3 protein-coding genes and 2 pseudogenes are annotated in these 9120 nt (G+C 64.4%); 3 read left to right on the top strand and 2 right to left on the bottom strand.

Going from position 1 to position 9120, the window contains the following annotated elements; all coding sequences use genetic code 11:
* Positions 1 to 137: 137 nt before the first annotated feature.
* Positions 138 to 779, bottom strand: a pseudogene (locus ABZT06_RS49930) (transposase family protein); the annotation flags it as partial.
* Positions 780 to 886: 107 nt separating this feature from the next.
* Between ABZT06_RS49930 and ABZT06_RS49925 the strand changes: the two are divergent.
* A pseudogene (locus ABZT06_RS49925) lies at positions 887 to 1016 on the top strand (IS5/IS1182 family transposase); the annotation flags it as partial.
* Positions 1017 to 1018: 2 nt separating this feature from the next.
* Here the strand turns inward: ABZT06_RS49925 and ABZT06_RS49920 are convergent.
* Positions 1019 to 1390, bottom strand: coding sequence for a hypothetical protein (locus ABZT06_RS49920; protein ID WP_355756435.1), 372 nt, complete (start codon positions 1388 to 1390; stop codon positions 1019 to 1021).
* A gap of 668 nt (positions 1391 to 2058) precedes the next feature.
* Between ABZT06_RS49920 and ABZT06_RS49915 the strand changes: the two genes are divergently transcribed.
* Both ABZT06_RS49915 and ABZT06_RS49910 read left to right on the top strand, forming a co-directional pair.
* Positions 2059 to 8148: a DNRLRE domain-containing protein gene (locus tag ABZT06_RS49915; protein ID WP_355756432.1), complete on the top strand. Its 6090-nt coding sequence runs from the start codon at positions 2059 to 2061 to the stop codon at positions 8146 to 8148.
* Positions 8149 to 8291: 143 nt separating this feature from the next.
* On the top strand, positions 8292 to 8936 hold the full coding sequence (locus tag ABZT06_RS49910; protein WP_355756429.1) for a hypothetical protein: 645 nt from the start codon (positions 8292 to 8294) through the stop codon (positions 8934 to 8936).
* The last annotated feature ends 184 nt before the right edge of the window (positions 8937 to 9120 follow it).

The raw sequence follows: 9120 nt of genomic DNA, 5'->3' as shown, positions 1-9120 counted from the left end.
AACAAGGACCTCAGCAATCCTCATTCTCGCTGGTCAGAGGCACTTTCTGCTTCCCTGACCGCCTGCCGGACAGCCCGCTTCATGAAAGCGCGAGGTTAGGCCAACTGCTCAGCCCGCACAGGAGGTTGGAAAAGGCTCAGTGCACGGATCTTCGCATGGGACCGGTTGACGGCCTGCTGACCGGTGGAGAGGCTGTCCCATCGGCCGCGGTAAGGAAGACGGACTGTGCCGCCTGCGCCCTGGTAGCCCTTGTCTGCCCAGCACGTGATGCCGGCCTCGGTGGGTGCCTCGATGATGCCGTGCTCGCGCGCGGCCCGGACGTCGTGGGCTTCACCGGCCAAGGCCGGTGAAGCCCACATCAGGCGCCCCTTCAGATCGGCCATGACCTGCACATTCATGCCGTGCTTCTTGTGTTTGCCTGAGTAGAACGGGCGATCGGCAGCGATTCGGTCGATCGGCAGAAACGTCCCGTCCAGTATCACGTACGCCTTCGTCGACGCCGCTCGTATGGCTTCGGCGAGGGTAGAGGCAAGGGCGGCCAAGAGGTTGACGGTCTCGGTGATGTATCGGTAGGCGGTGGTGGTGCCGATCCCGAATCCGGCCGCGAGCTGGGCGTAGGGCTGGCCGTTGCGCAGGTGGGCGAGAGTGAGCAGGGCCTGTCGTCCTGCGTTCAGGCGCCGCCAACGGGTTCCGAGAGCGCGGCGGTGTTCCCTCAGGCGGGCGGCGAGGAAGCGCAGGGCAGAGGTGGACACGTCGACGCCGGACGGGTAGACAAGCATGCGAAGCCTCTGGTGGAGATGGTTCTCTTGGTCGAAAACCCATCTACCAGGGGCTTCATCTGTCTGTCAGCCCAACTGACCTGCTGACACGTGAAGTTGGAAACGGCTCACTGGTAGAGCAGGCCATTGCCACCCTCAAGTCCTGGCGCCCTTCTCCGTAAACTCCGCTGCTCGACGACCCGGATCACCAGGCTCGTCCGAGCCGTCCTGGTCCTCCAACTCGCTGCCACGGGCTGATATCAGCCCGCAGCATTCACCAAGTCCGTCAATTCGGCCTCAGTCGTCCCGGCCTGCAGACGGACGTCGAAGTTGTAACCCTCATCGCAGAACACCAGGTCAAGGTCCATGGGTGTCAGCCTGCGGAAGACGATCGCCAACCAGATGGCGTCTTCATGCCAGACGTCCATGTACAGGCAGGTACCGTCCTCGTGCAGATACGCCTCACCGGGGCCGTTCTCCGTCTCGAACTGCCATATGAGGCTGCGCACCTCACTGCGTTGCGTCGAGTCGATCTCGACCCCGGACCACCGGGCACGGATCGCATCTGTCAGCACATCCCGATCGATGCGCCATCCGCCCGCATCACCCTCGACCACCGCCAAGTACGTCATAGCCAGGGTCTACCAGACGCCCGTGACGCAGCGCCGATTGACTGTCGCCTGAAGTTGGAATGGGCTCACTGGGTATCTTTTGGAGATTTGCCCCTCAGGGCGCGCCATGTGCATCTTGCAAGGATTTTGCTACTTTCATGATGATTCATTCGCTCATTCTTTCATTTTTTAGGAAAGCCTTAAGGAGGTTCAGTGAACCTGCCCGCCGTCCCGTCCGTTGATCATGCGCAGCATGAAAAGTGCAAAACACCCAATTAGCTACCGGTGGGGCGGTCATGTCGGAGTGCAACTTTTAGTATTTTCTGGTCAATTCCCAGGTTTAAGTAGAGCATCCCCAGTGACTCCGTGGGCGCGCCGTGGACCTTCCGTGAAGATCAGTTCGTTTCTGTTGGCTCCGCAAGGCGGAGCGTCAGGGGAGGGACCTGATCGTGCGCAGACCTGTGACCCGTCACAGACCAAGAAGGGGCCGCGTGCACCAAGCGCGTCGGCTGCGACAGATAGCCATCGGCGTCGTGATGCTCATGGCAGCTGAGACGGCCCTGGCAGCCGAGGGGGGCGGGCTCGCGTTCGCCGACAACACGACGAGTGCGTCACCTGTTTCCGCATCATCTGACACGAGTAACGTGTCGGGTCCTGCGGAGGCACAGGACGAGGCTTCGGCAGTGCTGATGGCCCGTCTGCAAGACCGGAAGATCGAGGTGCTGTCGGCCCGGACGACGGACTCGACGACGCACGCCCTGCCCAGTGGAGAGCTGGAGACCCAGGCATACGCAGGTCCGGTCCGGGTGAAGCAGGACGGAACCTGGAAGAACATCGACACCTCACTGTCCGACACCGGTGCGGACTTGACGCCCGAAGCCGCAGCCGCAGACATCGCGGTCTCGGACGGCGGCGACAAGGATCTGGCATCAGTGACGAAGGGCAAGGATTCCTTCGGGCTGGGCTGGCAGGACAAGCTGCCGACCCCCGAGGTGAAGGACAGCACCGCCTCCTACGACCTGGGCAGTGGCCAGACCCTGTCCGTCACCGCGCTGGCGCAGGGGTTTTCGGAGAACATACAGCTCACCCAGCAGCCGGACGGCGACGCCGTGTCGTACCGGATTCCGCTGAATCTGGACGGATTGAAGCTGTCCCAGGCCGACTCCGGGCACTTGCTGCTGAAGAACAACGCCGGCGACCTGGTGGCCGAGGCCCCGGCTCCGATGATGTGGGACGCCAGCAAGGACCCGGCCTCGGGTGAGTCCGCGCACCAGGAGCAGGTCGCCACGAAGGTCGAGACCGCGGACGACGGCTCGCAGGCCCTGGTTCTGACGCCGGACACGGATTTCCTGGCCACCGCGACCTACCCGGTGACGGTCGACCCGACTTCCACCCTTGCAGTGACCACGGACACATGGGTGCAAAACCCGGACTACCCCGACTCTCAGGTGTCCTCACAGGAGTTGAAGTCGGGCACGTACGACGGCGGGACGGACACCGCACGCTCGTATCTGAAATTCGACGTATCGAAGTTCACGGGCAAGCACATCACGTCGGCGACGATGTCGCTGTACAACTACTACTCGGCGACCTGCTCCACTTCTGGGGCAGCCACCGACGCAAAACGGATCACCTCCTCGTGGTCTTCGTCGTCGATCACCTGGGGCGTCCAGCCGTCGACCACGACCACAGGCATGGCCTCCAACACCGGTCACTGGGGCTACACCGGCTGCGCGGCGAACTGGTCGAACTGGAACCTGCAGTCAATCGTGCAGGCATGGGCGGACGGTTCGACGAACTACGGCCTCCAGGTCCGTGCCGACAGCGAGAGCGACTCCACCACCTGGAGGCGCTTCCGGTCGGCGAACTACACCACCTCCGGCTATGCGCCGAAGCTGGTCGTGACCTACAACTCGTACCCGACGACGAGTTCGCTCGCGATCTCGCCGAGCTCGGTGAACGCCTACAACGGCAAGCGGTACGTGACGACGTACACGCCGACGCTGTCGGCGAAGGTGACGGACGCAGACGGCTCCACGGTCAAGGCGCAGTTCGAGATCACCAACGACCCGGCGTACAGCGGTGAGACCTCCTACTCCTACACCGGTACGTCCTCTTCGGTGGCCTCCGGCAGCACCGCGACGCTGACCATCCCGTCCGCGAGTCAGCTGGCCGCCGCGCACCTGCGGATGCGGGTGCGCGGCTACGACGGCACCGACTACGGCGCCTGGTCGTCCTACCTCTACTTCGTGCCGAACGTCGCCAAGCCCTCCGCACCCACCATCTCCTGCGACACGTACCCCTCCGGTGCCTGGACGGACAACTCCAGCAGCGGCGCGACCTGCACACTCGACACCTCATCGAGCGACGGGCAGGGCTACGAGTGGGGCCTGGACAACCCGGCCGTCCCCAACAAGGTGGTCGACACGGCTGACGGCAACGGCGGAGACCCGCTGACCGTCCACATCACCCCGGCCAACGGCTGGCACACCCTCTCTGCGAAGACCATCGACTCCGGCGGCAACATCTCCACCTCCACCACCTCCTACTCCTTCGGCGTCGGCAAGGCCAGCCTGAACTCGCCGACGACCGGCGACACCACCGATGACGACGTGACGCTGGCGGCGACGCAGTCGGGAGCGTTCACGGGGGTGACCTACCAGTACGAGATAGGGTCCGCCGACCCCTACGGCTGGCAGTCGATCCCGCTGACGTACGTGACCAAGGCGTCCGACGGTGCGGCGGTGTCCTCCTGGCCGCTGGCCTTCTCCGCCTCCTCGCAGCCCGTCGACCTGGACTGGGCCGCCACCAGCCAGCTGGCCGACGACGGCCCGGTACAGGTTCGGGCGCTGTTCACCGACGGCACGAACACCTACGCCACCAGCCCGGCCACCGTCACCGTCGACCGCCAGGCCGACAACGTAATTTCCGAGAACGTCGGTCCAGGTTCCGTGAACCTGCTTACGGGTGACTACAGCCTGGACGCCACGGATGCCTCCGCGTTCGGGGCATCGGTGACCCGTACGTTCTCCTCCCGGGACCCGCAGGGCGCGTCGGGGCAGGACGGCCAGGTTGCGATCTTCGGCCCCAACTGGATCTCTGGCATCAAGGCCGCCACAGCCGACTGGGGATACATCAAACCGACTTCGGCCAGCTCCGTTGCCGTGGTGGACTCCTCCGGTGCCTCGACCGGGTTCACTCTGCTGGACGCCACTGCCGGTACGTGGACCCCGGAGCCGGGCTCCGAGAGTCTGACCCTGACCGGCACGTTGTCCGGATCCTCCTTCACGCTGAAGGACACCGACGGCACCACGGCCACCTTTACCAAGCCCAAGAGCACCTCGACGACCTGGCAGCTCGCCTCGTCCTACACGGTCAGCAGCGACTCGGCGACCACCACGACGGTGGTCTCGCATGCGGTCGCGGTGGCTGGCGGCGGGTATCTGGCCGAGCCGCAGTACGTCATCGCCCCTAGCAGCGCCGTGTCCGCGGCCACCTGCGCGGGCGACCCGTCCATGGCTGGCTGCCGAGTCCTCGAGTTCGTCTACGCACCGTCCACCACCGCGACTGCCTCCACCCCTGGCAATTACGCGGGCCAGGTACAGCAGATCAAACTGTGGGCCACGGCCCCGGGCGCCTCGACCGCCACCGCCACCCCGATCGCCGCGTACGACTACACCAGCAGCGGTCAGCTCGCCGATGCCTGGGACCCGCGAGTGTCCACCCCGCTGAAGACCGACTACACCTACGACAGCGCCAGCCGGGTCACCACTCTGACCCCGCCCGGTCAGCTGCCGTGGACCTTCACCTACGACAAGGTCGGCAGCAACAGCCACGCGGGCGACGGCATGCTGCTGACCGCATCGCGCCCGACCCTGCAGACCGGAACCACCGGCACCACCGACGGCGGTACAGCCACCACCAGCGTCGTCTACGACGTCCCGGTCTCCGGCTCAGCAGCCCCATACGACCTGTCCGCCACGGCCACCGCGAACTGGGCACAGACCGACAACCCCACCATAGGCACCGCCATCTTCCCGCCCACCTCCGTTCCGTCCAGCCACGACGGCACCGCCCTCGGGTCCGGCGCCTACACCAAGGCGACCATCACCTACCTGGACAAGAACGGCATGGACGTAAACACCGCGAGTCCGGGCGGCCACATCACCACCACCGAGTACGACGACTTGGGCAACACCACACGCGAACTGACCGCAGCCAACCGCGAACTGGCCCTCGGCACCACCACCAGCTCCGACCCCCTGGTGGCCGGCGCGATCGCGAATGCCAGCACCACCGCAGACGCCGCCGGCCTGCTGTCGACCAGCACGACCTACGAAACCGTCGACGACGGGCTCGAACTGACCTCCGACGTATACGGGCCGCTGCACACGATCACCCTGCAGCACGCTCTGGCAGGTGGGGCCAGCGCCGCCGATCTCGCGGCCGGAGACGAGACCCTGGCACGGGCCCACACCGCCTACGCCTACGACGAGAACCGTCCAGACACCGCCAACGTCTCCGACCTGCTCACCTCCACCACCACCAGCGCCGCCGTCCCCTTCTACCCGTCCGACGGCGACAAGCAGACCACCGCCACCACCTACGACTGGACCACCGGCCTGCCGCTGACCACGGTCACCGACCCCTCGGGCCTGGCCATCACCACCACCTACAGCTACGACAGCGACGGCAACCAGACCAAAGAAGTCCAGCCGACGTCCTCCGGCTCCGACGCCAAGACCGCACTGACCAGCTACTACACCGGCACCGGAACCGGCACCTGCGCCGGCCGCCGGGAGTGGGCCGGCCTGGTGTGTACCAAAACCCCCGCGAGCACCATCACGGGCGGCGGCAGCAACCCGAACCAACTGCCCACCCAGACCTACACGTACGACAGCTACGGCCAGGTCAAGACCTTGACCGAGACCGCGAACAGCGTCACGCGCACCACGACCACGGCCTACGACAGCGCCGAGAGGCCCCAGACCATCACGACGACCGGTGGGGCGGGCACCTCCACGCCCTCCACGACCTACACCTACGACACCGCCACCGGCACCGTCTCCTCCACAACCTCCAACAGCCAGACCGTCACGGCGAATTACGACAAACTCGGCCGCCAGGTGACCTACAACGACGGCACCGGCAACACCACATCCACGGCCTACGACAGTTCAGACCGCCCGGTCAGCCGCACCGACTCGGCCCCCTCCACCACCACCTACACCTACGACGCCACCACCGGCCTACCCGCCACACTCACCGACTCGGTCGCCGGTACCTTCACCGCCACCAACTATGACGCTGACGGCAACCTCACCGGCGAAACCCTCCCCGGCAGCTACACCCTCACTCAGACCTACGACACCGCGGGCGACAAGACGGCCCTCGCATACGCCGACTCCAGCAAGACGCCCGTCCTGACCGACACTGCCGACTACACCGCAGGCGGCCGGCAAGCCGGCCATATCGAGAACAACGGCGCCGCAACCGTAAGCACCTACAGCTACGACGCCGCCGATCGCATCACAAAGGCGAGCGACGACACCGGCAACGCCTGCACCACTCGCAGCTACGGCTTTGCCAGCAACGCAAGCTACAACCGGACCGCGCTGACCACCGACGCGAGCACCACGGACTGCCCCGACGCCACCAGCGGCACGACCACCACCACGACGGCCGCCCACACCTACGACAGCGCCGACCGCATCACCGACACCGGGTACATCTACGACGCGTTCGGCCGCACCACCGCGCTGCCGAACGGTACCGCCATCTCCTACTACACCAACGACCTCGTCCGCCAGGAAACCACCAGCACCACCAAGCAGACCTGGGCCCTCGACGCCGCTCACCGCCTCGCCGCCTCCACCGTTATGAGCAGCACCGACGGCGGAAGCACCTGGACTCAGACCGCCAGCCGGGCCAGCCGCTACGACGACGGCAGTGACAGTCCCGCCTGGATTGCCGAGGACACCTCAGGGACCATCACACGCAACGTTGCCGGCGTCGCGACGGGTCTTGCGGCCACCACCACGGCCACCGGTGGCACGACGCTGCAGTTCGCCAACCTCCACGGAGACATCGGCGCCGAACTCGTCATCAGCACCACAACAGCCACCGCCTACACCTACGACGAATTCGGCAACGCCACCAACTCTCCACGCTACGGCTGGCTCGGCAGCATGCAGCGGGCATCCGACACACCCGACAGCGTCGTCCTCATGGGCGTCCGACTCTTTGACGCCGCCACCGGACGATTCCTCCAGACCGATCCGATCCCTGACGGAAGCGCCAACGCATACGAATACGCGGGCCAAGATCCCGTGAACAACATGGATCTGGACGGCCGGCGCATCAAGGAACGCGTAGTTCGCCAATGCACGAAATACGACTGTGTAACGCTGAAGAGAATGTGCGACTCCAGTCGGCACATGAAGTGCTCGCTCCAGTGGAACCTCGACTTCCGGGGCTGGTGGAGAAACGCGCGAATCACCAAGGGGTGGAAATGGGACCTCTACGACTGGGGAGTCAAACTCGGCGGAGGCAGCTACACTCACTCAGAGTGGGGCGACTACGGATTCCATTCCAACTGGTACGGGAATGACGGCTATGCCCCCGACAAGCGCGGATACTTCCGTTGCTACGGAATGACATGCTGGTCCGACCCCAGCGACTCGATATTCTTCATGGCAGAGGGTGACGCCTGGTATGGCGGTAGAGAGTACGTTTTCAGTATTGGCCAAAGCTTCTCCGGAGGAGGAACCTACCACTGATCTACTGATCTACTGATCTACTGATCGGCTGAACGGCTGGGCTGGCCAGGGTGCAAAATCCCTGGCGGCCCAGCGGTTTTCCCAAGAATGGGCGACCATTCGAGCATTTCTAACGTCAATTCAAGTCCAGATAGGGAGCAAGCGTGGATACAGAGGAATTCCAGCGCACGATGGACGACCTCGGTGGCAAAATATATGTTGCCCTTCAAGAGAGGCGCCCGGTAGCAAGTCTTGCTCTAGAACTCGCATGCTTCCTCTTTGACTGGGGTCGCGGAACTCCAGCGGTCCGTCAGCTGATCGAAACGAGGCCCGCCGATCTTTCAGGACCTCAGTCGGCAGGATTGGCGGCAGAGCTTCTGCAAGACATTAATTTCGATCCCGGCTTCAAACTCGCGCCCCATCGGATCGACAACCTCAAGATGGCACTTCAGGGGGTCCAAGCAGACCTATCCGGAGTCCGGTTCATTGACGGACTGCACCTGAGGTTCGACGAAGAAGAATACGGAGCCAGGGCAAGGGTAGCTTTGCCTGGCCAGTCACTTCTCAGCAGTGGAAATGGAGTTCCTGCGGCAGCCGGTGATGATCCAGCCGACTCTCTGCTTGCTGTCGCGGAAGAAGTGCAGGACGAGATTGCTGACCGATTCTGGCTCGTATGGCCGGAGTGTCCGATGCATAAGCTAGGGGTTCATCCGGTCAAAGCAGAGTCATCGGCCTGGTGGCATTGTCGTGCGGATGGAGGGCACTTCGTAGCACGCATCGGGAGCATGCCGCACGCACATACTCCCTAACGGGCTCGTGCACGGCAGGCAGGGAGACGTCGAGCTCCTGATCGTCGATCATGGCGGTGTGGTAGGGAACGCGCCTCACAGACGATCGGCTACTGACCTTTTCGGGTTGCGTTCGGGGGGTGACGTTGGGTGATTCCTGCGGTATGCCGGTGTTATGCGGTACGCGGATGGTGGGGGCCTGACT

It is taken from the genome of Streptomyces sp. NPDC005483 (assembly GCF_040606035.1).
GTDB lineage: Bacteria > Actinomycetota > Actinomycetes > Streptomycetales > Streptomycetaceae > Streptomyces.
The sequence above is the reverse complement of the archived record's forward strand: the minus strand, read 5'-3'. Positions and strand labels throughout refer to the sequence as shown.

Bases quoted from the DNA above. Each gene is read 5' to 3' on its own strand.
- ABZT06_RS49920 (WP_355756435.1), bottom strand. From the start codon at position 1,390: ATGACGTACTTGGCGGTGGTCGAGGGTGATGCGGGCGGATGGCGCATC.
- ABZT06_RS49915 (WP_355756432.1), top strand. From the start codon at position 2,059: ATGGCCCGTCTGCAAGACCGGAAGATCGAGGTGCTGTCGGCCCGGACG.